Source organism: Pseudomonas putida (genome assembly GCF_028682635.1).
GTDB classification, from domain to species: domain Bacteria; phylum Pseudomonadota; class Gammaproteobacteria; order Pseudomonadales; family Pseudomonadaceae; genus Aquipseudomonas; species Aquipseudomonas putida_AE.
In genome coordinates this window covers 65,976-91,854 of record NZ_JANHLK010000001.1, presented here as the reverse complement: position 1 = coordinate 91,854, position 25,879 = coordinate 65,976, and the positions used below count along the sequence as shown (strand labels likewise).

At 61.7% G+C, this 25,879-nt stretch carries 27 protein-coding genes; 2 read left to right on the top strand and 25 right to left on the bottom strand.

The features are described from left to right. Positions 1–23: 23 nt before the first annotated feature. The 11 genes from NPS56_RS00455 to NPS56_RS00405 form a co-directional block, all read right to left on the bottom strand. The gene (locus NPS56_RS00455) at positions 24–1,010 is read right to left on the bottom strand and encodes a DNA polymerase III subunit delta' (protein WP_274072965.1); all 987 of its coding nucleotides are present in this window, start codon (positions 1,008–1,010) and stop codon (positions 24–26) included. Beyond that, entirely contained in the window at positions 1,003–1,635 is a 633-nt protein-coding gene (gene tmk, locus NPS56_RS00450) for a dTMP kinase (RefSeq protein WP_274072964.1), read from the bottom strand. Before tmk ends, NPS56_RS00455 begins: the two co-directional genes overlap by 8 nt. A gap of 19 nt (positions 1,636–1,654) precedes the next feature. Continuing rightward, entirely contained in the window at positions 1,655–2,935 is a 1,281-nt protein-coding gene (gene mltG / locus NPS56_RS00445; protein ID WP_274072963.1) for an endolytic transglycosylase MltG, read from the bottom strand. A 3-nt stretch (positions 2,936–2,938) separates the two neighbouring features. Further along, entirely contained in the window at positions 2,939–3,754 is an 816-nt protein-coding gene (gene pabC / locus NPS56_RS00440; RefSeq protein WP_274072962.1) for an aminodeoxychorismate lyase, read from the bottom strand. Next, positions 3,754–4,998, bottom strand: coding sequence for a beta-ketoacyl-ACP synthase II (gene fabF, locus NPS56_RS00435; protein WP_077185643.1), 1,245 nt, complete (start codon positions 4,996–4,998; stop codon positions 3,754–3,756). The genes pabC and fabF overlap by 1 nt, the downstream gene beginning before the upstream one ends. Positions 4,999–5,107: 109 nt before the next feature. Further along, on the bottom strand, positions 5,108–5,344 hold the full coding sequence (acpP, locus tag NPS56_RS00430) for an acyl carrier protein (RefSeq protein ID WP_007987170.1): 237 nt from the start codon (positions 5,342–5,344) through the stop codon (positions 5,108–5,110). A gap of 191 nt (positions 5,345–5,535) precedes the next feature. Further along, positions 5,536–6,279, bottom strand: coding sequence for a 3-oxoacyl-ACP reductase FabG (fabG, locus tag NPS56_RS00425; RefSeq protein ID WP_274072961.1), 744 nt, complete (start codon positions 6,277–6,279; stop codon positions 5,536–5,538). A gap of 16 nt (positions 6,280–6,295) precedes the next feature. Then, positions 6,296–7,234: an ACP S-malonyltransferase gene (fabD, locus tag NPS56_RS00420; protein ID WP_033043587.1), complete on the bottom strand. Its 939-nt coding sequence runs from the start codon at positions 7,232–7,234 to the stop codon at positions 6,296–6,298. Between the two features lie 125 nt (positions 7,235–7,359). After that, complete coding sequence (plsX, locus tag NPS56_RS00415) at positions 7,360–8,370, bottom strand: phosphate acyltransferase PlsX (protein WP_274072960.1); 1,011 nt, start codon at positions 8,368–8,370, stop codon at positions 7,360–7,362. A 4-nt stretch (positions 8,371–8,374) separates the two neighbouring features. Then, on the bottom strand, positions 8,375–8,557 hold the full coding sequence (rpmF, locus tag NPS56_RS00410) for a 50S ribosomal protein L32 (RefSeq protein WP_003179396.1): 183 nt from the start codon (positions 8,555–8,557) through the stop codon (positions 8,375–8,377). A 13-nt stretch (positions 8,558–8,570) separates the two neighbouring features. After that, positions 8,571–9,098, bottom strand: a complete 528-nt coding sequence (locus tag NPS56_RS00405; protein WP_008066540.1) for a YceD family protein — start codon at positions 9,096–9,098, stop codon at positions 8,571–8,573. 105 nt (positions 9,099–9,203) lie between these two features. Here NPS56_RS00405 and NPS56_RS00400 point away from each other — a divergent pair, with 105 nt between their 5' ends. Further along, positions 9,204–9,782, top strand: a complete 579-nt coding sequence (locus NPS56_RS00400; protein WP_274072959.1) for a Maf family protein — start codon at positions 9,204–9,206, stop codon at positions 9,780–9,782. Positions 9,783–9,877: 95 nt separating this feature from the next. Here the strand turns inward: NPS56_RS00400 and NPS56_RS00395 are convergent, their stop codons facing one another. From NPS56_RS00395 to rluC, 3 genes are read right to left on the bottom strand one after another with little or no spacing between them, the layout of a single operon-like run. After that, a complete protein-coding gene (locus tag NPS56_RS00395) occupies positions 9,878–10,867 on the bottom strand; it encodes a S49 family peptidase (RefSeq protein ID WP_274072958.1) in 990 nt (329 codons plus the stop codon). A 24-nt stretch (positions 10,868–10,891) separates the two neighbouring features. Continuing rightward, entirely contained in the window at positions 10,892–11,554 is a 663-nt protein-coding gene (locus NPS56_RS00390; protein ID WP_274072957.1) for an HAD-IA family hydrolase, read from the bottom strand. Then, a complete protein-coding gene (rluC, locus tag NPS56_RS00385) occupies positions 11,541–12,503 on the bottom strand; it encodes a 23S rRNA pseudouridine(955/2504/2580) synthase RluC (RefSeq protein ID WP_274072956.1) in 963 nt (320 codons plus the stop codon). Before rluC ends, NPS56_RS00390 begins: the two co-directional genes overlap by 14 nt. Positions 12,504–13,205: 702 nt before the next feature. Between rluC and rne the strand changes: the two genes are divergently transcribed. Next, complete coding sequence (rne, locus tag NPS56_RS00380) at positions 13,206–16,451, top strand: ribonuclease E (RefSeq protein WP_274072955.1); 3,246 nt, start codon at positions 13,206–13,208, stop codon at positions 16,449–16,451. Positions 16,452–16,630: 179 nt separating this feature from the next. On the opposite strand, the gene NPS56_RS00375 is transcribed toward rne, so the two are convergent. From NPS56_RS00375 to NPS56_RS00325, 11 genes are all read right to left on the bottom strand, one after another. Next, entirely contained in the window at positions 16,631–17,221 is a 591-nt protein-coding gene (locus tag NPS56_RS00375; protein WP_274072954.1) for a nucleotidyltransferase family protein, read from the bottom strand. After that, positions 17,218–18,201 carry an XdhC family protein gene (locus tag NPS56_RS00370; protein ID WP_274072953.1) on the bottom strand — a complete coding sequence of 328 codons (984 nt, stop codon included), beginning with the start codon at positions 18,199–18,201 and terminating at the stop codon, positions 17,218–17,220. Before NPS56_RS00370 ends, NPS56_RS00375 begins: the two co-directional genes overlap by 4 nt. After that, positions 18,201–20,522: a xanthine dehydrogenase family protein molybdopterin-binding subunit gene (locus tag NPS56_RS00365; RefSeq protein ID WP_274072952.1), complete on the bottom strand. Its 2,322-nt coding sequence runs from the start codon at positions 20,520–20,522 to the stop codon at positions 18,201–18,203. The genes NPS56_RS00370 and NPS56_RS00365 overlap by 1 nt, the downstream gene beginning before the upstream one ends. Next, positions 20,519–20,989: a (2Fe-2S)-binding protein gene (locus NPS56_RS00360; protein ID WP_274072951.1), complete on the bottom strand. Its 471-nt coding sequence runs from the start codon at positions 20,987–20,989 to the stop codon at positions 20,519–20,521. The genes NPS56_RS00365 and NPS56_RS00360 overlap by 4 nt, the downstream gene beginning before the upstream one ends. Before the next feature lie 321 nt (positions 20,990–21,310). Beyond that, entirely contained in the window at positions 21,311–22,330 is a 1,020-nt protein-coding gene (gene murB / locus NPS56_RS00355; protein WP_274072950.1) for a UDP-N-acetylmuramate dehydrogenase, read from the bottom strand. Beyond that, a complete protein-coding gene (locus NPS56_RS00350) occupies positions 22,327–22,791 on the bottom strand; it encodes a low molecular weight protein-tyrosine-phosphatase (RefSeq protein WP_274072949.1) in 465 nt (154 codons plus the stop codon). Before NPS56_RS00350 ends, murB begins: the two co-directional genes overlap by 4 nt. Further along, complete coding sequence (gene kdsB, locus NPS56_RS00345; protein WP_274072948.1) at positions 22,791–23,555, bottom strand: 3-deoxy-manno-octulosonate cytidylyltransferase; 765 nt, start codon at positions 23,553–23,555, stop codon at positions 22,791–22,793. Before kdsB ends, NPS56_RS00350 begins: the two co-directional genes overlap by 1 nt. After that, positions 23,552–23,737 carry a Trm112 family protein gene (locus NPS56_RS00340; protein WP_003179363.1) on the bottom strand — a complete coding sequence of 62 codons (186 nt, stop codon included), beginning with the start codon at positions 23,735–23,737 and terminating at the stop codon, positions 23,552–23,554. Before NPS56_RS00340 ends, kdsB begins: the two co-directional genes overlap by 4 nt. 25 nt (positions 23,738–23,762) lie before the next feature. Further along, positions 23,763–24,773 (bottom strand): tetraacyldisaccharide 4'-kinase, encoded by a 1,011-nt coding sequence (gene lpxK, locus NPS56_RS00335; RefSeq protein WP_274072947.1) that lies wholly within the window; start codon positions 24,771–24,773, stop codon positions 23,763–23,765. Beyond that, positions 24,773–25,201: an ExbD/TolR family protein gene (locus NPS56_RS00330; RefSeq protein ID WP_046817688.1), complete on the bottom strand. Its 429-nt coding sequence runs from the start codon at positions 25,199–25,201 to the stop codon at positions 24,773–24,775. The genes lpxK and NPS56_RS00330 overlap by 1 nt, the downstream gene beginning before the upstream one ends. Next, positions 25,198–25,833, bottom strand: coding sequence for a MotA/TolQ/ExbB proton channel family protein (locus NPS56_RS00325; protein WP_008066570.1), 636 nt, complete (start codon positions 25,831–25,833; stop codon positions 25,198–25,200). The genes NPS56_RS00330 and NPS56_RS00325 overlap by 4 nt, the downstream gene beginning before the upstream one ends. Between the last annotated feature and the right edge of the window lie 46 nt (positions 25,834–25,879).

Below are 25,879 nucleotides of genomic sequence, written 5' to 3'. Positions count from 1 at the left end.
ACCTGGAGTCTAGGCGCAGACGGTTACCTCTGGGTAGGCAAAGTCGCCCATTGCACCAGCAACGCCTCCAGCAACAACACCCGGTTGAGGTTGGCTTTGCTCAACACTTTCTGCCGCTGGGCGAGGATCCAGTCCTGGATATTCAGGACTTTGTCCTGCGCGGTTTTTTGCGCCAGGTACTGAATCACCTTGCGCATGTCCATCAGCCCCAGGCCTTCTTCATCCTGGGTCAGCTGATAACGCAGGATCAGGCTCGACCAGTCACAGAACCAGTCGAACAGCAGCAACAACGGAATCGCATTCCAGCCCTCGGCCAGCTGCGTCGGCGACTGTTGCTGCTTGAGCAATTTCTTCACCCCATCGACCACTTGCGCGCGCTGCTCGCGCACGCCCTGGGCGTGCAGGTTGACGGCGGCCAGCGGCGAACCGGCGGCCAGGGTCAGTAACTCGACGCGCTCTTCCTGCGAACAGTCGGGCAAGGCCCTGGCCAGCCAGTCCAGGCTCATGGCCTCGCCCGGCAGCGGACAGGCCTGCTGCACACAGCGGCTCTTGATGGTCGGCAACAGCCGGCTGGGTTGATGACTGACCAGCAGCAACACGGTGTCGCCGGACGGCTCCTCCAGGCTTTTGAGCAAGGCGTTGGCGGCGTTGATGTTCATCGACTCGACCGGCTCGATCAGCACCACCTTGCGTCCACCCAACTGCGCGGTCTGCACCACGAAACTCACCAGGTCGCGCACCTGGTCGACCTTGATCGCCTTGTCGGCCTCTTCCGGCTCCAGGATGTAGTTATCGGGATGACTGCCGGCCTTGAGCAGCAGGCACGATTTACATTCGCCACAGGCGCCCTGGGCGGTCGGACGCTGGCACAGCAGGCTGGCCATCAAGCGTTCGGCCAGCGCCCGCTTGCCGATCCCGGCCGGGCCATGCAGCAAATAGGCGTGGGCGTGTTGCGCACGACCGGCCAGCTGCTGCCAGAGACTGTCCTGCCACGGATAGGCGTCAGCCACGGCTCAACTCCAGCAGGCGTGGCAGCAAGGCATCCAGGGATTGCTGAACCTGCGCCAATGGCTGCGCGGCGTCGATCAGCACGTAACGCGCAGGCTGCGCCGCCGCGCGCTTGAGGAAAGCACCGCGCACGGCATCGAAAAAGGTCCGGCCTTCCAGCTCGAAACGATCCAGGCGTCCGCGGGCACTGGCGCGCGCCAGGCCCACCTCCACCGGCAAGTCGAAAATCAAGGTCAGGTCGGGACGCAGATCGCCCTGAACAAAGCTTTCCAGGGTCTCGATACGCTCCAGGGACAGGCCACGGCCACCGCCCTGGTAGGCGTAGGTCGAATCGGTGAAGCGATCACACAACACCACGGCACCACGGGCCAGCGCCGGGCGAATGACTTCGGCCAGGTGCTGGGCGCGCGCGGCGAACACCAGCAACAGCTCGGTGTCCGGGTTCATGACTTCTTCGATCGGCGCCAACAATACTTCGCGGATGCGTTCGGCCAGTGGCGTGCCACCCGGTTCGCGGGTCAGCACCACCTCGATACCGGCCGCACGCAGGCGTTCGGCCAGGTATTCGCGATTGGTGCTCTTGCCGGCGCCTTCCGGGCCTTCCAGCGTAATAAACAAGCCAGTCACAGGCAGTCCTTAGTCAGATTCATTGCGGGCTTTGCGGTGTTGTTGCATTCGGTTGTGGTTCAGGCTCCGGGGGCGCCTGCGGAGCAACTGCAGGTTCAGGCGAAGGCTCTTGCACGGGAGGTGCAGCCTCGGGCGCCGGGTCGGGTGAAGCCGCCGGGACAGGGGGCTGGGCCTCGGGAACCTCAGTAGCCTCAGTAGCCTCAGGTTGCGCCGTCTCGGCTGGCGGCACCTGGGTATCCGGCGCTTCGGGCGTTTCGGGCGCGGTCGCCGGCGCCGGGCTGGAACGATAATCGGCGCGACGTTTGAGCTGGAACTCTCGCACGGCGTTGTTGTGCGCGTCCAGGTCATCGGAGAACACATGGCTGCCATCGCCGCGAGCCACGAAGTAAAGGCTGCTGCCCTCCACCGGATTGAGCGCCGCATGGATGGCTTCGCGGCCGACCATGGCAATCGGGGTCGGCGGCAGTCCGGCGATCATGTAGGTGTTGTAAGGGGTCGCTTCCTTCAGATGGGCGCGGGTCAGCTTGCCGTTGTAGCGGTCACCCAAGCCGTAGATCACCGTCGGGTCGGTTTGCAACAGCATGCCGATCGCCATGCGACGCACGAACACCCCGGCAATCTGCCCGCGTTCCTGCGGCACGCCGGTTTCCTTCTCCACCAGCGAGGCCATGATCAGGGCTTCATACGGGCCGGAGTAAGGCAGGTCGGCCGCCCGCTGGTTCCACTCCTTGGCCAGCACTTCGTCGAGGCGGTCGTAAGCGGTTTTCAGCAGCTCGGTGTCGGACATACCGCGCACGAAGCGGTAAGTGTCGGGAAAGAATCGCCCTTCAGGAAAAATCCCGTTGTGGCCGAGCTTGTCCATGACCTGACTGTCGCTCAAGCCGTTCAGGGTTTGCTCGAGTTTTTCTTCCTTGGCCAGGGCCGCACGGACCTGGTGGAAATTCCAGCCTTCGACCAGGGTCAGGCTGTACTGCACCATTTCCCCGCGCTTCCACAGATCGATCAGGCCTTCGACGGTCATACCCGGCGTCATGCGGTACTCGCCGCTGTGCAACGGCTGTTTCGGCAAGTTGAAGCGCCAATAGACGCGCAGCCAGAAGGAGTCCTTGATGACGCCATCGGCTTCCATGCGCAGGAAAGTGCGGTTCGGGGTGGTGCCCTTGGGCACCTCAAGCAGTTCTTCCTGTGTGATATTCAGCGGCTGCACCAGCGCCGAATGAATTTTCCAGGCAGAAGCACCTAACGTCAGCCCCGCCAGAACCAGTCCGGTTTCCAGCAGCAGCAAGAGTTTACGTCTCACGTATCAAGCATCCAGTAGCGCGCGGGCAATGGTTTGGAGTTTACGGGTGAGCGGCCCAACCGGCCAGCTCAGTGCTGCATAGGCGCGCACCGGCCAAACGCCATACACGCTGTTGCAGACAAGGACTTCGTCAGCGTCTTGCAGCTGCTCGAGCGTGATATCGGTGATTTGTATGGGGATGCCCAACGATTCGGCCTGAGACAACAACTCGGCACGCATCACACCTTCTACGCCGCAGCAGCTCAAATCCGCGGTGATCAACACGCCGTCACGCACCAGGAACAGGTTGCTGAAAACGCCCTCGATCACGCGACCGGCCTGATCGAGCATCAAGCCTTCGGCATGTTCGGTATCCTGCCATTCGGCGCGCGCCATCACCTGCTCAAGACGATTCAGGTGCTTGAGCCCTGCGAGAAGAGGTTGAAAGGAAAGGCGTGTGGTGCACGGGAACAGGCGTATGCCCTGCTCTGCATGGGCGTGCGGGTAAACCGCAGGAGGATTACCCGACAGGATACGACGGGCCTGGGCCGAAGGATCGAAAGCGTAACCGCGCAGGCTGTCGCCGCGGGTAACGATCAGCTTGATTACGCCTTCGTTCAGCTGCTCGGCATAGGTCAACAATTCCGCGACCACGATACCCTGATCAAGATTGATCGCCAACCGCCGGCAGCCCCTGGCCAGCCGCACCAGATGACGATCCAGCAGGACCGGAAAGCCATCATGCACGGCGATGGTCTCGAACAGACCGTCGCCGTAGGCCAGGCCGCGATCCTTCAGCGACAATGCGTCAGCCGGCTGACCGTCGACCCAGCTGTCCATCAACCTGCGAACCGGCGGAACACCAGCGAGCCGTTGGTACCGCCAAAACCGAAGGAGTTGGACAGGACCACATCGATATCCATGTTGCGCGCGGTGTGCGGCACGAAATCGAGGTCGCAGCCTTCGTCCGGCTCGTCGAGGTTGATGGTCGGTGGCGCCACCTGGCTGTTGATCGCCAGCACGCTGAAGATCGCCTCCACCGCGCCCGCCGCGCCCAGCAAATGCCCGGTCATCGACTTGGTCGAACTGACGGCCATCTTGTAGGCGTGCTCGCCGAACACCGACTTGATCGCATTGACTTCCGCGAGGTCGCCAGCCGGCGTCGAGGTGCCGTGGGCATTGATGTACTGCACCTGATCGCCATTGATCCTGGCGTCACGCAGCGCATTGGTGATGCAGCGGGCAGCACCGGCACCATCGGCGGGTGGCGAAGTCATATGGTAGGCGTCGCCACTGGTGCCGAAACCGATCAGTTCGGCATAGATGGTCGCGCCGCGGGCCTTGGCGTGTTCCAGCTCTTCCAGGACCAGCGCACCGGCGCCATTGGACAGTACGAAGCCATCACGGCCCTTGTCCCATGGACGGCTGGCGCGGGTCGGCTCGTCGTTGCGGGTCGACAGTGCGCGGGAGGCGCCAAAACCGCCCATGCCCAGGCCGCAAGCGGCCATTTCGGCGCCACCGGCGATCATCACGTCGGCTTCGTCGTACATGATGTTGCGCGCAGCCATGCCGATGCAGTGCGTACCGGTGGTACACGCCGTGGCGATGGCATAGTTAGGCCCCTGTGCCCCCAGGTGGATGGACAGGAAACCGGAAATCATGTTGATGATCGAGCCAGGCACGAAGAACGGAGAAATTCGTCGCGGGCCGGTCTCATGCAAGGTGCGGCTGGTTTCTTCGATGTTGGTCAGCCCACCGATACCCGAACCCATGGCCACGCCGATGCGCTCGCGGTTGGCGTCGGTGACTTCCAGGCCGGCATTGCGCACTGCCTGGAAACCTGCGGCCAGACCGTACTGAATGAACAGGTCGAGCTTGCGCGCTTCCTTGAGCGACAGGTATTCCTCGACATTGAAGCCCTTTACCGAGCCGCCAAAACGAGTGGAATAGGCAGAAAGGTCGGTGTGTTCGATCAGACCAATGCCACTGCGGCCAGCCAGAATGCCCTGCCAGCTGCTCGGCACATCAGTGCCCAGTGGCGACAACATACCCATACCGGTGACTACGACGCGTCTACGCGACACAGCACTCTCCTTTTTTCAAATGACGACTTTGCATCAGGCCTAAAGAAAAAACCGCACGCCATGATGGCAGTGCGGTTTTTCCATGACAGCGAGCAACGATTACAAACTATTACGCCTGGTGGGCAGTAACGTAGTCGATTGCAGCTTGTACAGTAGTGATCTTCTCAGCTTCTTCGTCAGGGATTTCGGTCTCGAATTCCTCTTCCAGAGCCATCACCAGCTCAACGGTGTCAAGGGAGTCAGCACCCAGGTCTTCAACGAAGGAAGCAGTGTTGACCACTTCTTCTTCTTTAACGCCCAGTTGCTCGGCAACGATTTTCTTGACGCGCTCTTCGATGGTGCTCATACCTTGTTTTCACTCCTAATGGACAAATTCAGGCAGCTGGCCAGTGGGTAAGTGTATAGAAAGACTTTTCAGCTTTTCAACTGAAAGCTTCACTCCTCAAACCCGGCGACCCGCTGCCTATAAATAGATTGCAGCTTTATAACGGATTTTAGACAGCTCGTATGACATTTTTTTGAAACGATCCGTCACATTTAACTCATGTACATCCCGCCGTTCACCGGGATTGTAGCCCCAGTAACGTAAGCCGCACCGTCCGACGCAAGAAAAGCGACCACAGACGCGATCTCTTGAGCTTGCCCCAGACGACCCAGCGGAATCTGCGTCTGCAAGGCTTCACGCTGTGCCTCGGGCAGTTCGCGGGTCATATCGGTATCGATGAACCCTGGGGTCACCGAGTTTACCGTAATCGAACGCGAACCGACTTCACGCGCCAGAGAGCGGCTGAAACCTTCCAGGCCGGCCTTGGCGGCAGCGTAGTTTACTTGGCCTGCGTTGCCCATGGCACCCACAACCGAGCCAATACTGATAATTCGTCCCCAACGGGCCTTGGTCATACCGCGCAAAACGCCCTTGGACAGGCGGAACAGACTGTTCAGGTTGGTATCGACCACGCTATGCCACTCGTCGTCTTTCATCCGCATCATCAGGTTATCGCGGGTGATGCCGGCATTGTTGACCAGGATCGCCGGCGCACCGAACTGCGCCTGGATGCTCGCCAGGACAGCCGCCACGGACTCGTCGCTGGTGACATTGAGCTCAAGGCCAGTGCCCTGAATGCCATTTTCCTTCAGGGTGGCGGCAATGCGCTCGGCACCCGAGGCGGAGGTCGCGGTGCCGACAACGATGGCGCCCTGACGACCCAGTTCCAGGGCGATGGCCTGGCCGATACCGCGGCTCGCACCGGTGACCAGTGCAACTTTACCTTGCAGACTCATGCAAGCTTCTCCTGATTCAGGCCAGCGCTGCACGGGCGGCAGCGAAAGCGTCTGGGGTGTTGAGATTGGAAGTCGATACGCCTTCGGCGCAGCGCTTGTTCAGACCGGCCAGTACTTTGCCCGGGCCGCATTCGACAAGATTGGTCGCGCCTTTGGCGGCCAGGGTCTGCACGGATTCTACCCAGCGTACTGGCTTGTACAGTTGCTCGAGCAGATCACGCTTGAGGGTTTCCAGATCCGCCGGCACCTGGGCGCTGACGTTCTGTACCACCGGGATCTGCGGGGCCTGCCAATCGATCGCCGCGATCGACTCGGCGAAACGCTCGGCCGCCGGACGCATCAGTTCGCAGTGCGACGGCACGCTGACCGGCAACGGCATGGCACGCTTGGCGCCACGGGCCTTGCAACCTTCGATGGCACGCTCGACCGCAGCCTTCGCACCGGCAATGACCACTTGACCCGGGGAGTTGAAGTTGACCGCGCTGACCACTTCGCCCTGCGCCGCTTCGGCACAGGCAGCCAGTACGTCGGCGTCTTCCAGGCCGAGGATCGCAGCCATGCCGCCCTGCCCGGCCGGAACAGCTTCCTGCATCAGCTGGCCACGGCGCTCGACGAGCTTCACCGCGTCCGCCAGGCTCAGGCTGCCAGCCGCCACCAGGGCGCTGTATTCGCCCAGGCTGTGACCGGCGACATAAGCCGGACGCGCGCCGCCTTCAGCCAGCCACAGACGCCACAGGGCGATCGAAGCGGTGAGGATCGCCGGTTGGGTTTTATCGGTCTGGTTGAGTTGCTCTTCCGGCCCTTGCTGGGTCAGGGCCCACAGGTCATAACCGAGGGCATCGGAAGCTTCTTTGAAGGTGTCGAGGACGACCGGGTGTTGCGCGCCCAACTCGGCCAGCATGCCGAGGGACTGCGAACCCTGTCCCGGGAAGACGAATGCGAGGGAAGCAGACATGTAACAAGCCCCTAATGATCTGGTCGTCGGAGAATTGGCGCCCCACTCGGGGGACGCAAGAAACTGACAGTTGGATGGCCAAATAGCCCAAGCGGTCACATTTAAGCATTGTCCGACGAAAACGCCTAAAGCAACAAATCCTCCAGACGACCGTGGATGCGTTCCGGCAGGTTTTCCTGGATCTCGATCAAGGCGCGGGAAATCGCACTCTGGAAGCCCTGCACCCCCGCAGATCCGTGGCTTTTAACCACGATACCCTGCAACCCGAGTAAGCTCGCGCCGTTATGCCGTGCGGGTGCCAGGTCCGCCTGCAGGCGCTTCATCAGTGGCAAGGCCAAGGCTCCGACCATGCGCGATGGCAGGCTTTTCTTGAACAACGCCTCGATGCGCCCGGCAATCATCGTGGCCAGGCCCTCGCTGGACTTGAGCAGGATGTTCCCGACAAAACCATCACAGACCACCACGTCCGCCTCGCCACGGTACAACCCGTCACCCTCGACAAAACCGATGTAGTTGATGCCACGGGCACTTTGCAACAGGGTTGCAGCCAGCTTGACTTGCTGATTGCCCTTGATGTCCTCGGTGCCGATGTTCAGCAGGGCCACGCGCGGGCGCACGATGCCCAGGGTTTCCGCCGCGACGGATCCCATCACCGCGAACTGCAACAGATGCTCGGCGCTGCAATCGACATTGGCGCCCAGGTCGAGCAACTGGCAGTAACCTTTCTGCGTCGGGATCGCCGCCACCATGGCCGGCCGATCGATGCCCGGCAAGGTCTTGAGCACAAAGCGCGACAACGCCATCAGCGCCCCGGTATTACCGGCACTGACACAGGCCTGGACCTTGCCGTCGCGCAGCAATTCAAGGGCCACGCGCATCGACGAGTCGGGCTTGCCACGCAGGGCCTGGGTCGGCTTTTCGTCCATGGCGATGACTTCGGACGCTGCAGCAATCGACAGGCGCGCGCGATCCACAGCCGGTTGGCCAGCGATCAATTCTTCAAGGAGGGAGGGTTGACCGACGAGGGTCAGGTGCAGCGAGGGCGTGGCAGACAGGCAAGCAAGGCTGGCCTGGACAATGCTGCGGGGACCGAAGTCCCCGCCCATTGCGTCAATCGCGATGACTTGAGCGGACAAGTGATTACTCGTCAGCGCCCTTGTCGATCACTTTACGACCACGGTATACGCCTTCTGGCGATACGTGGTGACGCAGGTGAACTTCACCGGTGGTTTTTTCTACAGACAGGGTGCTAGCCTCGAGAGCGTCGTGCGAACGGCGCATGTCACGGGCAGAGCGGGATTTTTTGTTCTGCTGAACAGCCATAATTGATTAACTCCTAAACGTTTGGGTCACGCTTTAACTGCGCCAATACACTGAACGGGTTGGACCGCGTTACCTCGTCCTCGCTCGGTTCGGGCTCATCTGCTCCCGCCGGCTGCTGGCATTCTTCCGGATGATGAGCAGGCACAATGGGCAAGGCGAGCAGAAGCTCCTCCTCGATCAGTGACTGCAGATCCAATGGATCTTCGCCCAGTTCCAGCACGTCATAACCTTTCGGTAACGACTGGGTATTCGCACCCTCCTTCACCACAGCGTAACTGCATTCGCTATGGATCGGCAGGGTGACCAGCTCAAGACAACGCTGGCAAACCATTTTGACTTCGGTGTCGATAAAGCTGTGGATGACCACAGATTTACGTTCATCTCGTTCAAAAACGAATTTAGCCTGCACCGTACCGACATTGTCGGAAAGCGGGTCGCAGAGTCTCTTCAAATCGGCCAGCAGCATTTCACCCTGGAGGGTGGTGCCACGATCAGCCAATTTGCGCGGGTCAACGTGAGGTGGAATCGGGTCATTCAACATAGGCGCAGCATTATAGGGATGCACCCGCCCATGTCAAAGGAAATTCAGCCCTGTCCGTCACTTGGAAGCCTCGCTAGAATTCGCGCCAGTCATTTGGAGTTGCCCATGCTGCCTTTATTACTCGCTTCCAGCTCGGTCTATCGCCGGGATTTGCTGGCCCGCCTGCAGCTGCCATTCAGCTGCAGCTCGCCGGATATCGACGAAAGCCACCGCCCTGGCGAATCCGCCATCGAACTGGTCAAACGCCTCGCCGAACAGAAAGCGCGGGCACTGGCCGCCAGCCATACCGCTCATCTGATTATCGGCTCCGACCAGGTCGCGGTGCTGGGCGAGCAAATTATCGGCAAGCCCCACACCTTTGAAAAGGCCCGCGAGCAGCTCCTGACTTCAAGCGGCGCCAGCGTGACGTTTCTGACCGGGCTCGCCCTGCTGAACAGCCAGACCGGCCATTGTCAGGTCGACTGCGTGCCGTTCACGGTACACATGCGAACACTCGACAGCGAACGCATCGAACGCTATCTGCACGCTGAACAACCCTACGATTGCGCTGGCAGCTTCAAGGCCGAGGGATTGGGGGTGAGCCTGTTTCAATGCACCGAAGGGCCTGATGCTACCAGCCTGGTAGGCCTGCCGCTGATTCGCCTGGTGGATATGTTGTTGGCCGAAGGCGTGAAAGTCCCTTGAAAGCAAAAGATCGCAGCCTTCGGCAGCTCCTACAGGTGTACACATAACCTTGTAGGAGCTGCCGCAGGCTGCGATCTTTTGATGTTTAAAGCGGCTTAGCGCAGCGACGGACCGTTAAACCCCATCCACATCGCCAAATGCTCAGCCACGCTGGCACCGAGCTTTTTCGAGAAGCGGTCGAATGGCGATTCCTGAACGGTGAAGTCCACCAGCTCTTTTTCGCCGACCACATCGCGAGCCACCGAACTGGCACTGCCCAGGCCATCGATCAATCCCAGCGGCAGCGCCTGCTCACCCGACCAGACCAGCCCGGAATACAGCTCCGGATGCTCCTTGTCTTTCAGGCGGTCGCCACGACCCTGCTTGACGCTGTTGATGAACTGTTTGTGAGTGGTATCCAACACGCCCTGCCAGAACGCCGTTTCTTCAGGCTTCTGCGGCTGGAACGGATCGAGGAAGGACTTGTGCTCGCCCGAGGTGTAGGTGCGACGCTCCACACCCAGCTTCTCCATGGTGCCGACGAAGCCATAACCAGCCGCCGTAACCCCAATGGAACCCACCAGGCTCGCCTTGTCGGCATAGATCTGGTCCGCCGCACTGGCAATGTAATACGCACCGGAAGCACCCAGGTCGGAAATCACTGCGTAGAGCTTCGTATCCGGATGCAGGCCACGCAGACGGCGGATCTCGTCATAGACGTAGCCCGACTGCACCGGACTGCCGCCAGGGCTGTTGATACGCAGGATGACGCCCTTGACCTTTTCGTCTTCGAAAGCGGCCCGCAGGCTGCCGACAATATTATCGGCGCTGGCCGGTTCCTTGTCGGCGATCATGCCGGTGATGTCGATCAACGCGGTGTAATTGCCACTGCGGGTAGCGGCCTTCTCCATGTCCATCAGCGGCGTAAACAGCGCCAGCGCGACAAACAGGTACACGAAGGTCAGCAACTTGAAGAAAATCCCCCAGCGCCGGGAGCGACGCTGCTCCTGCACACCGGCCAGCAGGGTCTTTTCCAGCAGCTTCCAGCTTTTTTCGTCACCGCTCTCTGCACTCGCCTTGGCGGGCGCTTTCCATTCGTCGGCCATGCCATCTACCCCAGCAATAACGTATTAAGCCCGCTGGCCCAGCCAGTCGTGCAATTGTGAAAAACGATCGATGGTCAGTCGCGGCTCGAACAGCTTCAGCGCTTCGATCGATTGCGCGCCGTAGCTGACCGCCACCGAATCCATGCCGGCATTGCGTGCCATCTGCAAGTCGAAGGACGAATCACCCACCATCAGCGCCTGGTCCGCACGCATCTCGCAATGGGCAAGTATCTGCTCCAGCATCAACGGATGGGGCTTGCTGGCCGTCTCGTCGGCGGCACGGGTGATGTCGAAGTAATCTTCCCACCCATGGGACTTCAGCACCCGATCCAGCCCGCGACGGGCCTTGCCCGTGGCCACGGCCAGGTGATAACCCTGGGCACGGAACGCCTCGAGCGACTCGACCACGCCGTCAAACAAGGGCGAAGGCTCCGCCTCCGAGGCGATATAGTGGTCGGCGTAGTGCTGACGGAAGGCAATCAACTCGGCATCGCCGATCTCGGGATACAGGGTACGGATAGCCTCCGGCAGCCCCAGGCCGATGATGCCCTTGACGGCAAAGTCATCGCACTGCGCAAACCCGGACCGCTGCGATGCCACATGCATTGCCTCGACAATCCGACCAATGGAATCGGCCAAGGTGCCGTCCCAATCGAAAATCAGCAGCTTGTAATCAGATGGGCGCACTCAAACGCTCCACAGTCTTGGCCCACATCTCGTCGACCGGGGCCTGCAACTTCAACTCGCCGCCATCGGGCAACGGCACGGTCAGCATGTAGGCATGCAGGAACAGGCGCTTGCCGCCCAGATCGCGGATTTCCTTGCTGAAACCTTCCTCACCATATTTGCTGTCGCCAGCGATGCAATGCCCGGCGTGCAGGGTGTGGACACGGATCTGGTGAGTGCGGCCGGTAATCGGCTTGGCTTCGATCAGGGTGGCGAAGTCGCCGAAGCGGCGCAGGACCTTGAACACGGTCACGGACTCCTTGCCCTCCTCCTCGTCGACCTCGACCATGCGCTCGCCAGAGCGCAGGTTGCTTTTGCCAAGCGGCGCACGGATTTGCTTGATCGAGCTCGCCCAGTTACCGCGCACCAGCGCCATGTAGCGCTTGTCGACGCCATCACCGCGCAACGCGGTGTGCAAGTGGCGCAACATGCTGCGCTTCTTGGCGATCATCAGCAGGCCGGAGGTATCACGGTCGAGACGGTGAACCAGTTCGAGCTCCTTGCAATCGGGGCGCAACTGACGAAAGGCTTCGATCACCCCGAACGTCAGGCCGCTGCCGCCGTGAACCGCAATGCCGGCGGGCTTGTTGATCACGATCAGGGCCTTGTCTTCGAAGACAATCGAGGCTTCCAGGCGCTGCAGCAGCCCCTGTGCCAGCGGCACCGGCTCGTCGCGTTCAGGCACGCGAACCGGCGGCACGCGCACGATATCGCCCGCCTGCAGCTTGTATTCGGGCTTGATCCGGCCCTTGTTCACTCGCACTTCGCCTTTGCGCAAAATGCGGTAAATCAAGGTCTTGGGCACGCCTTTGAGCCGAGCGAGAAGGAAGTTGTCAATACGTTGGCCGGCATATTCCGGCGAGACCTCAAGCAGTTGTACGCCTGGAGTCGGGGGGGTAGTCGTCGTCATGCCGCGGATGATAACAATTTTTTATGGAATTGAAGCACTTAATCATTGCTGCTATAGTCGCGAACGCCGCCAAAAGCGGCCTGGACAGCGGACCAACGGTCAAAAACCGGCCCTGACCAACGCAATTCACCAGGACGCGAGGCCGTCCTACGGGGCTTTCGCTACGTAACGGTGGAGTTTGCAGGTGTAACAAGCGCAGGTGACATGAGGCCTGAATCAAGCCGCAGAACAGAGTTTTGACTCGTCCTGCGAGTGAATATTCACGGCCAGTTCACAAAGTGCAGTCAGCTGCGAATGACCCCGAGCGAATGCTACGGAAACAACGCCTAAATTAGCCATGATGCGTGACCCTCCCCTTTCGGAGCTCACGGTAAATGCCAACCCGCTGCGGATTCTGCGCGCGGCAGCACCCGAATTATCAGGGATACGTGTAGGGTGGAGATGCACAACCGCTGGCCTGTGTAGCAATAGGCTTTATCAAGACGCTTCATCTCGTCCACAGCCGCCGGTTGATTCCTCCTCCTGACTGAGTGCTTAAGTAGCCACAGCAAGCAGGACGCGTACGTCGCGATGAAGGCCCACATTGGCCGGACTTCGCTGGACACGGGAATGGCCAACCACTCCCGACGCACCTGACACCGACCATGAGAAGTCGTGTGTGCCGAACGCCGTTTCCGGCAGCCCGGAAACCGACGGTACTACATGAAAAGAATGCTGATTAACGCAACTCAACCCGAAGAGTTGCGTGTTGCACTGGTAGATGGCCAACGCCTCTACGACCTGGACATCGAATCCGGTGCACGCGAGCAGAAGAAGGCCAACATCTATAAAGGCCGGATTACTCGCATCGAACCAAGCCTTGAGGCTGCCTTTGTCGATTTCGGCTCTGAGCGCCACGGCTTCCTGCCCCTCAAAGAAATCTCCCGCGAATACTTCAAGAAAGCCCCTGAAGGCCGTGTCAACATCAAGGACGTCCTGAGCGAAGGCCAGGAAGTCATCGTTCAGGTCGAAAAAGAAGAACGTGGCAACAAGGGCGCGGCCCTGACCACCTTCATCAGCCTGGCCGGTCGTTATCTGGTGCTGATGCCGAACAACCCGCGTGCCGGCGGTATCTCCCGTCGCATTGAAGGTGAAGAGCGCAACGAACTGCGTGAAGCGCTGAACGGCCTGGTTGCACCGGCCGACATGGGCCTGATCGTGCGCACTGCCGGCCTGGGCCGCAGCAGCGAAGAAATGCAGTGGGACCTCGACTACCTGCTGCAACTGTGGACCGCCATCAAAGAAGCTTCGCTGGATCGTTCCGCGCCTTTCCTGATCTACCAGGAAAGCAACGTGATCATCCGCGCGATCCGCGATTACCTGCGCCAGGACATCGGCGAAGTGCTGATCGACAGCGTTGAAGCCCAGGACGAAGCCCTGACCTTCATCCGCCAGGTGATGCCGCAGTACGCCAGCAAGATCAAGCTGTACGAAGACAGCGTTCCGCTGTTCAACCGCTTCCAGATCGAAAGCCAGATCGAAACCGCCTTCCAGCGCGTGGTCGAACTGCCTTCCGGTGGTTCCATCGTTATCGACCCGACCGAAGCTCTGGTGTCCATCGACATCAACTCGGCCCGCGCCACCAAAGGCAGCGATATCGAAGAAACCGCCCTGCAGACCAACCTTGAAGCCGCCGAAGAAATCGCCCGTCAGTTGCGCCTGCGCGACATCGGCGGCCTGATCGTCATCGACTTCATCGACATGACCCCGGCCAAGAACCAGCGCGCCGTGGAAGAAAAAGTCCGCGAATGCCTGGAAGCCGACCGCGCTCGCGTGCAAGTCGGTCGCATCTCGCGCTTCGGCCTGCTGGAAATGTCCCGTCAGCGCCTGCGTCCATCCCTGGGTGAAAGCAGCGGCATCGTTTGCCCGCGTTGCAACGGCACCGGCATCATCCGTGACGTTGAATCGCTGTCCCTGGCGATCCTGCGCCTGATCGAAGAAGAAGCCCTGAAAGACCGTACCGCCGAAGTTCGTGCACAAGTGCCGATTCCGGTGGCCGCGTTCCTGCTCAACGAAAAACGCAACTCGATCACCAAGATCGAACTGCGCACCCGTGCCCGCATCGTCATCCTGCCGAACGATCACCTCGAAACGCCGCACTTCGAAGTGCAGCGCCTGCGCGATGACAGCCCGGAAGCCGCGATCAACCAGTCCAGCTACGAAATCGCCGCTGCCGCTGCCGAAGTGGAAGAAGTGCAACCCGCTGCCGCGACCCGCACCCTGGTTCGCCAGGAAGCCGCGGTCAAGACAGCTCCAGCCCGCGCCAATGCTCCGGTTCCGACCGAAGTCGTCGCCGCTCCGGTTGCCGCACCTGTCGCCGTACCCGAGCCAAGCCTGTTCAAAGGCCTGGTGAAGTCGCTGGTCAGCCTGTTCGCCACCAAGGAAGAGCCTGTCGCTCCGGCCGTGGTCGAGAAACCGGCTGCCACCGAGCGTCCGGCCCGTAGCAACGAAGAGCGTCGCAACGGCCGCCAGCAGAGCCGCAACCGTAACGGTCGCCGCGATGAAGAGCGCAAGCCACGTGAAGAGCGCGCACCTCGTGAAGAGCGTGCACCACGCGAACCGCGCGAAGAGCGTCAGCCTCGCGAAGTCCGTGAGCCTCGCGAAACCCGCGAAGAAACCCCGGCCGTAGCCCGCGAAGAACGCGCACCGCGCGCGCCACGTGAAGAACGTGCTCCCCGCGCCCCACGCGAAGATCGCAAGCCACGTGGCGAGCGTGAAGAGCGTGTGCGTGAACTGCGTGAGCCTCTGGACGCCGTCGCTCCAGCCGCTGCCGCTGCCGCTGCTACTCCGGCTGCTGCCACTGAAGAACGCCCGGCCCGCCCGCCACGGGAAGAACGCGCTCCACGCCCACCGCGTGAAGAACGTCAACCTCGTGCCGAACAAGCGCCAGCCGTTGTTGAAGAAGAGCTGACCGGCAACGAAGAGCAACTGCAGGAAGACGGTCAGGAGGGCGCCGAAGGCGACCGTCCACGCCGCCGCTCCCGTGGCCAGCGTCGTCGCAGCAACCGTCGCGAGCGTCAGCGTGATGCCAACGGCAACGTGATCGAGGGTTCGGATGAGTCCGAAGCCGGCGAAAGCAATGAAGCGCCAAGCACTGCTGACCTGGCCGCCGGCCTGGCGGTTACCGCCGCCGTTGCCAGCAGCGTGATCAGCGCTCCGGCCGAAGCACAGGCCAACGAGCAAGCCGAACGCGCCACTGCCGCCACCCTGGAATCGGCTCCGGTCGAAGCACCAGTCGTGGAAGCGACGACGCCGGTCGAAGTCACCGCCTCGCCGGAAATCGAAGTGGCAGCAGCGCCAGAAGCACAGCCAGAGGTTGAAGCTGCCGCTGAGCCAGCCGTAGCTGCAGAACCGGTTGTCGAGACCGTCACTGAAACCGTGACCGAAGCCGTTCGTGAAGTTCGCGAAGAGCAAACCGCCTTCAACTGGGTTGCCGAGCCAGCTGTAGTCGAAACGCCTGCTCCGGCACCAGCTGCTGAAGCCGAAGTGACTGAACCGGTAGTCTCCGAGCCGGTTGTCGCGGCTGCCGAGCCTGCTCCAGTGGCTGAAGCGCCGGTTGTTGCCGAAGTTGCCGAAGTTGCCGCTCCAGTGGTCGAAACGCCCCCTGTCAGCGCCCTGACGCCAAGTGGCCGTGCGCCGAACGACCCACGTGAAGTGCGACGCCGCAAGCGTGAAGAAGAGCGTCTGCAGCGCGAAGCCGAATTGGCGGCCGCTGCTGCTCCGGTTGTCGCTGACGAGCCAGCGCCGGTTGCTGCCGAAGTGGTCGAGGCAGCTCCTGCCCCGGCTGCCGAAGTCGCTGCCGAGCAGGCTGAATCGGTAATCGCCGAAGCGCCTCGCTCCGTTCAGGAAGCGGTTGTGCAACACGAGCAAGCCCAGGAAAAAGAGCACGAGCCTAAACCTCTCGTCTGATTTCCTCGGCTAATGAAAAGCCCCGCCTGGTGATGCCAGGCGGGGCTTTTTTATTTGCGAACATCACACCGATCACATGTGGGAGCGGGCTTGCTCGCGAAGGCGGTCGACCAGTCGATAGTGATGTCGTCTGACCCGCCGCTTTCGCGAGCAAGCCCGCTCCCACAGGGGATTTGGGATTACTTGAAATTCAGCTTCTGCGGTACATCCACATCCCACAACACGCCTGGATCATCCACCGTCACTTCAACCACACGCCCCTGGGCAAACAACGCCTTTGCCCCGCGATCACCCGCCAATGCCATCAAACCCGGACCAAAGCTGCGCCCGAAGCCCACCGGATGCCCGTACTCACCCTCCTGCACCGGCACGCTGATGCAGTCATCGGCGATGTTCGCCACCACCTGTTCGATACTTGAAGGCAGGATGAACGGCATATCCCCCAGCACCATCAGCCAACCCTCAAGCTGCGCACACGCCGTCACCCCGGCCGCAATGCTGTCGCCCATCCCGGTCGATTCGATCAGGACGATCTCACAGCCATAGGCCTTGGCCATGCGGCTCACTTGCGGGCGATCCGCCGTGGTCACCAGAATGCGTTTTTCCAAGGTGGCAGGCAGATTGACCAGAACCTGTTCGATCACCGATCGAACCGTGCCATCACGCCCCGTGCAATCAGCCAGCAGCTTGTCCTTTTCGTCACCGGCGACCTGTCGAAAGCGACTGCCCTGCCCCGCCGCCAACACGATCACCCCGATGGATTCACTCATACACCCTCCCGCAGCGGTTTTTTCTGCTTGAGCTCGACGCCATTCTTGATTGCGACAATCTCGGCCATCAGCGACAAGGCGATTTCCGCCGGGCTGTGGCTGCCGATGTGCAAGCCGACCGGACCATGCAGCCGCTCGATGGCCTGTTGCGACAAGCCGAGCTGAGCCAGGTTGTCCCGGCGCCGCTGGCTGTTGATGCGCGAGCCCAGCGCGCCGACATAAAAGGCCCGGGAGTCCAGGGCCGTGAGCAGTGCCATGTCATCCAGGCGGGGGTCGTGAGTCAGGGCGACGATGGCCGTGCGCTCGTCTGTCTGGATGTTCACCACCGCCTCATCGGGCATGCCCGAGACGAATCGACCGTGCTGTTCCTCCCAGCCGTAGACGAACTCGCTGCGCGGGTCGCAAATCAATACGTCGAAATCCAGCAGCCGCGCCATCTCGGCGACATAGCGGGACAACTGCCCGGCGCCGATCAATAGCAAGCGCCAGCGCGGGCCATAGATGGCCCGCAGGGTCTGGCCATCGAAAGCCAGCACATCGGTCTTGTTGGCGGGCTGCAAAATCACCTCTCCGGTGGCGATATCCAGCGAACGTGCGACGATTTCATGGGCTTGGCAGCGCGCCAGCAGCTCGGCGACCCACGCAGGATCGCCGACGCGCTCCTCGGTCAAGCGCAAGGTGCCGCCGCAGGGTAAACCGAACCGAGCCGCCTCCTCACGGCTCACCCCGTAGGTGATCAGTTGTACCGGCGGCCCGTCGGCCGTAATGCGACCGTCATGCAACCGTGCGATCAGGTCGTCCTCGACACAACCACCGGACACCGAGCCGATCACCACGCCGTCCTCACGCAGCGCCAGCATGGCGCCAGGCGCCCGGGGCGCGGTGCCCCAGGTCTGAACGACGCTGTACAGGATCACCCTCTGGCCGGCGCGGCGCCACTCCAGCACGCTGCGCAGGACATTCAGATCGGCACTGTCCATCACGCCTGGACCTTCTGCCAGCCCTGCAATTGATAACGGATCGGCAGGTCGCGGATACGCTTGCCGGTGGCGGCGAAGATCGCGTTGCACAGGGCCGGCGCAATCGGCGGTACACCCGGTTCGCCGACACCGCCCAACGGCACCTCGCCCGGCGGCGTGACCAGGTGCACCGCGACTTCCCTGGGCGCCAACGACATGCGCGCCACTTCGTACATGTGGAAGTTGTCCTGCTGGACCTTGCCGTCCTTGAAGCTGATTTCGCCCAGCACCGCGTTGCCCAGGCCCATGACACAGGCCCCCTCGAACTGCGCGCGAATCCGTTCGGGGTTGATCTGCGGACCGCAATCCACGGCGATGTCGGCCTTGTGCACGATCAAGGTGCCATCGTCCTTGACCTCGACTTCAATCACCGCCGCCACATAGGTTACGAAGCTGTAATGCACCGCCAGGCCCAGGCCCCGGCCTTTGGGCAACTCGCGGCCCCAGCCGGCGGCCTTGGCGGCGGTTTCCAGCACCGTGCGCAATCGCGCGGTGTCGATCGGATAACGCTCGGGCGATTCACCGTAGTTCCACTCTTCACTCAAGGTACGCGGATCGATCTGACGGTCCGGGCCGAGCAGCCTGACCTGGTACTTGAGCGGGTCCTCCCCGGCCTTGTGCGCCAGTTCATCGACGAAGCTCTGGATCGCAAAGCCGTGGGGGATGTTCGACACCGAGCGATACCAGCCCACCCGCGTATGCACGGTGGCCTCGGGGTTTTCCAGGCGAATGTTGGGAATCGCGTAGGCCATGTTGGTGAAGCCCATGCCCAATTCGAAGGCCGCCTCGTGGTTCATGCCCGGGGCGAACAACGCGGTGATACTCGGCGCCACCGTACGGTGCAGCCAGCCGGAAGGCAGCCCATCCTTGTTCAGGCTGGCCTTGAGGTATTCGGCCGATACCGTGTGAAAGTACGAATTGTGGATATCGTCTTCGCGGGTCCATTGCACCCGCACCGCTTTGCCGGGGAATTCCTTGGCCAGGATCGCCGCTTCGATGATGAAGTCGGGTTTGGATTTGCGCCCGAAGCCACCGCCCAGCAGCGTCACGTTGAACGTAACGTTATCGAAGGGCACGCCCAGGCGTTCACCGATCCGCTCGCGGGTGACCTGTGGCGCCTGGCTTGGCCCCCAGGCTTCGCACACTCCGTCCTTGTAGCGAGCGATGGCGACCATCGGTTCCATTGGCGATTGTGACAGGTGCGGCAAGTAGTAGGAGGCTTCCAGCGTGCTGTCGGCGCCGCTCATGGCCTCGTCGATATTGCCGGTGTTGCGCACCACTTTTCCGGGTTTGAGCGAGGCGGCCTCCAGCTCCTTGCGGTAGGCAATCGAGTCGTAGCTGGCGTTAGGGCCATCGTCCCATTCGATTTTCAGCGCATCGCGCCCCTTGATCGCTGCCCAAGTGTTGCTGGCCACCACTGCGATGCCGCCCAGGGGTTGAAACTCCGAGGGCAAGGGACGGCTCTCGATCTGGATGACCTTGACCACCCCCGGCACTTTCATCGCCGCACTGCCATCGAAGCTCTTGACCTTGCCGCCGTACACCGCCGGCCGGGCAATGGTGGCGAACAGCATGCCATCGAAATGCACGTCGGCGCCGTATACCGCGCGACCGTTGACGATGTCGTCGCCATCGATGGCCTTGGTGCCTTCCTTGCCGATATAGCGAAACTCCGACGCCTGCTTGAGTCGCAGGCTGTCCCGTGCCGGCACGGCCAGGGCGCTGGCAGCTGTGGCCAGGGCGCCATACTCCAGTTCACGCCCGGAAGGCTTGTGGATGACTTTATGCAGCTGGGCATGGCATTCGCCCACCGGCACTTTCCACTGGTCGGCGGCGGCCTGTTCGAGCATGGTCCGCGCGGCTGCACCGCAGCGACGCATCGGCTCGTACCAGTGGCGCATGCTGCGCGAACCATCGGTGTCCTGGTTGCCGAAGCGCACTTCATCGCCCGGCGCCTGCTGCACCCTGACCCGTGCCCAATCGGCTTCCAGTTCATCGGCCACCACCATGGTCAGGCTGGTCCGTACGCCCTGGCCCATTTCCGAACGGTTGCACACCACCGTCACCGTGCCATCAGTGCCGATGCTCACATAAACCTTGGGATCGTCGACCCAGCCGTGGGGCATGCCGTCGGCACCGAACTTTTTCTGCGCTTCTTCGGCAAATGCGTCCTGCCAGCCCCAGCTCGCGGCGACCACCAGTGCACTGGCGGCGCCCACACCCTTGAGAAAACCACGCCGACTGAGGTTGCTCAGGGCGAAATCATCGGGTAACCGGCTCATGCCTTGGCCTCCTTCAGGTGAGTGGATGCCTGGCGGATGGCGGTCTTGATGCGGTTGTAGGTGCCGCAGCGGCAGATGTTGCCGACCATTGCCTCTTCGATCTGTTCGTCGCTCGGGTTCGGGTTGGTCTTGAGCAGCGCGGTGGCGGACATGATCTGCCCGCCTTGGCAGTAACCGCATTGGGCCACGGCCGAATCGAGCCAGGCTTGCTGCACGACTTTGCCCACCGGGTCGGCATGCAGGTTGTCGATGGTGGTGACGTTCTGGCCGACGACCGAGCCGATCGGCGTGATGCAGCTGCGCGCCGGGGCACCTTCGATATGAATCGTGCAGGCGCCGCAAAGGCCCATGCCACAGCCGAATTTAGTGCCGTTGTAACCGGCCACGTCGCGGATCGCCCAGAGCAAGGGCATATCCTCGGTGACGTCGAGCGGATGGTCTTGACCGTTGAGTTTCAGGGTAATCATGGGCACGCCCGCATAGTGCTTGGGTTATGGGGTCGAGCAATCTGCCGATGGATCTTGGGTGGGTAACGCAGATCGACTCAGGCTAATGGGCTCTCTTGTGCGAACGGACACGTCTGCACCGGGCCTTTGGTGGAGCAAATGCTTGCATCGTCAGCAGACCAGGTTAAGCCTGTATTAACAAAAAGCCCTGCTGAGGCAGGGCTTTTGGCTGCAAGCTTTAAGCTGCAAGTTTCAAGTAGAAGCAAGGCAGCGAGCAGCTCGAGATATAAAGATTGTAGCTCGCGGCTGAAAGCTTGAAGCTTGCAGCTTGCAGCTGCTTTCCTAATACCGGTTGGGCTCCATTTCCAGATCAACATGGAAACGCTCTGAAATGTCTTTCTGGATACGCTGTGCCAGGTCCAGCAGTTGCAGTCCCGTCGCGCTGCCGTAATTGACCAGCACCAGTGCCTGCATCTTGTGCACGCCGGCATCGGCCTCGCGGAAACCTTTCCACCCTGCCCGCTCGATCAGCCAGCCCGCCGCCAGCTTCATCTGCCCGTCGGGTTGCGCGTAGGCCACCAGGTCCGGGTATTCGCCCTTGAGCCGGGCGACCAGCGCCGCTGGCACCAGGGGATTCTTGAAAAAGCTGCCGGCATTGCCGAGCACCGCCGGGTCCGGGAGTTTCTCGTTGCGAATGCTGCAGATGGCCTGGCTGACGTCCGTGGCGGTCGGATGATCGATGCCCTGCTCGGTCAGGCGCTGACGCACCGGACCATATTCCAGGTGCAGCTGTGCAGCGCGATCGAGGATGAAACGCACGCGCAGGATCAACCAGCGCCCAGGTTCCTGCTTGAACACGCTGTCGCGGTAAGCGAAGTTGCACTCTTGCAGGCTGAAGTCGCGCAACTCGCCACTCTGGCGATCAAGGGCGGTCAGGCCGGCGAACACATCCTTGATCTCCACGCCATAGGCGCCGATGTTCTGCATGGGCGCGGCGCCCACGGTGCCGGGAATCAGGCTGAGGTTTTCCAGGCCCGACAAGCCCTGCACCAGGGTGTGTTGCACGAACGGATGCCAGGGCTCGCCCGCCTCGGCCTCGATCACGACTTTGCTGCCATCGTCGCTGATCACGCGGATTCCGCGGCTGGCCATGCGCAGTACCAGTGATTCAACATCGGCCGTCAGCAGCAAGTTGCTGCCACCGCCGATCACCAGCAAGGGCACCTGGTGCTCCCGTGCATAAGCCAGGGCCTCACGCACATCAGCGTCGCTGTGGGCCTCGGCAAACAGACGGGCCTGGACATCCACGCCAAAGCTGTTGAACGGCTTGAGTGAAACCCCTGATCGCACCTGCAAACTCATAACCGTTCCTTCAGTTCGATCACCAGCAGGTCACTGGCGCGCTCGATCAGGTCCAACACAATTTCAAAGCCATGCTCACTGTCGTTGTACGGGTCCGGGACTTCATCGATCTCCGACGGGTAGCGACGCAGGAACAGGTCCAGCTCCGCCCTGCCCTTGGCCGGTTGCAGGTCCATGAGGTTGCGCAGGTTGCTGTTGTCCATCGCGAGGATCAGGTCGTACTCGGCGAAATCGGCGCGGGTGACCTGCTGGGCGCGCTGGGCGGACAAATCATAACCGCGCTTTTTCGCCGCCGCCTGGCTGCGCTTGTCCGGTGCACTGCCCACGTGCCAGTCGCCGGTACCGGCGGAGGCCACTTCGACTTGATCGGCCAGCCCCGCTTCGCGCAGTTTATGCCGCAGTACACCTTCGGCCGTGGGTGAACGGCAGATATTGCCCAGGCAGACAAACAGAACCCGCATCAGGCCTCCAGCAGGCGACGAACGCGCTCAAGGTCTTCAACGGTATCGACACCGGCCGGCGGCGCGACCAGCGCATCGGCGACGTGAATCCGCACCCCGTGCCACAAGGCACGCAGCTGTTCCAGGCATTCGGTGTTTTCCAGCCAGCACGGGCCCCAGCTAACGAAGTCATGGAGGAAACCGGCGCGGTAGGCATAGATGCCGATGTGGCGGCGATACGGCACACCTTCCGGCAACTGCTCGAGGCTCTTGGCGAAGGTGTCCCGGGCCCATGGCAAGGTCGCGCGACTGAAGGTCAGTGCCAGGCCATTGAGGTCGCTGACGACCTTGACCACGTTGGTATTGAACAGACTCTCGACGTCTTCGATCGGCTCGGCCAGGGTGGCCATGCGCGCTTCTGGGTGGGCCGCCAGGTTGACGGCCACCTGATCGATGACACTTGGCGGGATCAGCGGCTCGTCACCCTGGACGTTGACCACGATCGCGTCAGGCGCCAGGCCCAGCTTCGCTGCGACTTCGGCCAGGCGATCGGTGCCGGAGTTGTGATCCACGCGAGTCATCACCACTTGCGCACCAAACCCTTCGCAGGCCTGGGCGATGCGTACGTCGTCAGTCGCCACTACCACACGCTCGGCGCTGCTTTTGCACGCCTGTTCCCACACGTGCTGGATCATCGGCTTGCCGGCGATCAACAGCAGCGGTTTGCCCGGCAGACGGGTCGAGGCATAGCGCGCAGGAATAACAACGGTAAAGGCTGTAGTCATTTATCCAGACGCTCGTCGGTGGTCAGGGTGCGGGCTTCGCTTTCGAGCATGACCGGGATGCCGTCGCGAATCGGGTATGCAAGGCCAGCGCCCTTGCTGATCAGCTCGGTCTTGTCGGCGCTGAGCTTGAGCGGACCTTTGCAGACCGGGCAAGCGAGGATGTCGAGCAATTTGGTGTCCATGAACATTCCCTGGATAGAAACGGAGTTAAGGCAAAAGACGAGCCGGCAACAGGCGCATCAACTGTGTATCGAACCAGGCCGTGAAGGCTGGCGACGGCACAGCGTCGACCGCCAGGTACCACCAGTCGGCGGCGGCGAAGGCACGGCACTTCACCGCGTCCTTTTCGGTCATCACCAATGGCAATGGCGGATTGAAATTCAAGGCCTGCACGCTGTATTCGGCGTGGTCGGCGAACGCGTGCGGGACCGGCTGCCAGTGTAACGTCTCGAGGGTCCTGAAGAAACGCTGCGGGTTACCGATCCCGGCCACGGCATGCAGCGCCTGGCCCGCGGGAAAGTGATCGAGCGGGCGCCGTTCGCCGCTTTGCAGGTTGACCAGTGCGGTCGGTTGCAACTGGAAGGCAAAGCCGTCGCCGCTGTCAGCCGTGGCGCCGTTGTAGAGCACCGCGTCGACACTTTGCAGACGCTCGACCGGTTCACGCAGTGGCCCGGCCGGCAGGCAACGGCGGTTGCCCAGGCCACGGGCGGCGTCGATCAGCACCAGCTCCAGATCCCGGGCCAGACGGTAATGCTGCATGCCGTCATCGGACAGGATCAGGTCCAGCGGCTCACTGGCTAGCAAGGCTTTGACCGCCGCGCTGCGATCTGGATCGATCATCAAGGGCACGCCGGTACGCTGCACGATCAACAGCGGCTCATCGCCAGCGATCTCGGCCCCTTGATCCGCCTCGACCCGCCATGGCAATTGCGCAGGCTTGGCGCCGTAACCGCGGCTGACCACGCCGACCCGCAAGCCGCTGCGTTGACAGTGCTGGATCATCCACAGGATCAGCGGGGTCTTGCCGGTGCCGCCGACGGTGATGTTGCCCACCACGATCAGCGGTACCGGTGGCTGATAGATCTCACCCTCGCCCGCCAGAAAGCGCTGGCGCTTGTTGTTGACCACGCGCCGGTACAACCACTCCAGCGGCTGTAGCAGTTTCAGGGCCGGATGGCCTCGGTACCACGCGGCGAGCAGGCGATCGGACATGGCCATCAGGGCGCGGGCGGCGCCGCCTCGACTGTGGTCATGCGCAAATGGCTGAAGCCAAGCTTGCCGGCGGCGTCCATGGCGGTGATGACCGACTGATGCTGGGATTTTCCGTCGGCGCTGATGGACAGCGGCCGGCTGGTGTCGCCATTTGATTGTTTCTGCAGGGCATCCATCAGCGTCGCCAGGTCGCTTTTGGGCAATACCTGGTTGTTCACCGAAAACACTCCGTCGGCGCTGATCGCGATATCCAGCTGCCGGGTCTGGTCGTCGGAAGGCGCGCCGCTGACCGCTTCGGGCAGATCGACGCGCAACTGGGTTTCACGGGTGAAGGTCGTGGTCACGACAAAAAACAGCAGCAGGATAAACACCACGTCGATCAGCGACGCGAGGTTGATGTCCACATTCTCCCGTTGCTTGCGGCGGAATTTCACGCTTTGACCCCCGCCAGATCCACGTCACGATCACCCTGCACCACTTCGACCAGCTTGATCGCTTCCTGCTCCATGCCCACCACCAGCTCATCGATCCGGCGTTGCAGGAAACGGTGGAAGAATACCGACGGGATACCGACCATCAAGCCGGCAGCCGTGGTGATCAGCGCCTTGGAGATACCCCCGGCGAGCACTGCGGCGTTGGTGGTCATGCCCGTGCCCATGAACGCACTGAAAATGTCGATCATGCCCAGCACCGTACCCAAAAGCCCCAGCAACGGGGCCATGGCGGCGATGGTGCCGAGGGCATTGATGTAGCGTTCCAGCTCGTGGATGACCCGCGCGGCAGCCTCTTCGATACATTCCTTCATGATCTCGCGACCATGCCGGGAGTTGGCCAGGCCCGCGGCCAGGATTTCACCCAGGGGCGAATTGGCGCGCAGTTCCTTGAGCTTTTCCTTGTTCAGTTGCTTGTCCTTGATCCAGACCCAGACCTGCCCGAGCAAATGCTCCGGGGTCACGCGACTGGCTCGCAGGGTCCACAGACGTTCGGCAACGATCGCCATTGCCGCGATGGAACTCAGGATGATCGGCAGCATCATCCAGCCGCCGGATTTGACCAATTCCCACACAGTGACAGTCCCCTCGAAAAAGTGCGCCACTCTAACATAGGGGGTG